We start from the raw sequence: 696 nt of genomic DNA, 5'->3' as shown, positions 1-696 counted from the left end.
CGAAAACCACCGAACCGGTTGCGGAAGGCGCCGACACGTCCTCGGTGGAGGCCGACACCACGCCCGAGACCGAGGTTGCGGAGGACCCCGCGCCGGAGCCCGCCGCGGCAGAGACGGCAACTACCGCAGCGCCCGAGGGTGAGGCAGCGGCAGAGGCTGACGACGAGGCCACGCCCGCCGTCGCGAGCGACGAGGCCATGCCCGTGGCCACGACCGACGACAAGCCCACCGAGGCGGAGGCCGAGGCCACTGCGGAAGCCGAACCGGAGGCCCTGGCGGAGGTCGAGCCCGCAGCCGATGGCGATGCCACGGCGGCTCCGGCGGCGGCGAGTGCCGATGCCGAGCCCAAGGGCGAAGCCGAGGCGGCAGCAGAGGCGGCAGCAGAGGCTGACGGCGAAGCCGCCCCCGAGGCCAAGACCGACGACGAGCCCGCCCAGGCGAAGACCGACCCCGCGCCCGAGGCCGCCCCCGCGACCGCGACCAACGACGAGCCCGCCGAGGCAGAGGCCGAGGCCGCCCCTGCGGCCAAGGTCGATGACAAGCCCGCCGAGGCGGAGGCCGAGCCCGCCGCCGACGCCGAGCCGGTGGCGGTCGCGGCCGACGCACCCACCGACGCGCAGACTGACCCCGAGCCCAAGGCCGAGCCCGTCGCCGAGCCCGAGCCCGAGCCCGAGCCCGAGCCGGTGGCGGTCGCGG

Annotated in this window: 1 pseudogene; it reads left to right on the top strand. The window is 76.9% G+C overall.

From position 1 onward, the window contains the following. Window positions 1-44 precede the first annotated feature (44 nt). A pseudogene (locus KN815_RS48625) lies at window positions 45-696 on the top strand (VWA domain-containing protein); the annotation flags it as partial.

The sequence above is a fragment of the Streptomyces niphimycinicus genome (assembly GCF_018883605.1).
Taxonomy (GTDB): domain Bacteria; phylum Actinomycetota; class Actinomycetes; order Streptomycetales; family Streptomycetaceae; genus Streptomyces; species Streptomyces niphimycinicus.
The sequence above is the reverse complement of the archived record's forward strand: the minus strand, read 5'-3'. Positions and strand labels throughout refer to the sequence as shown.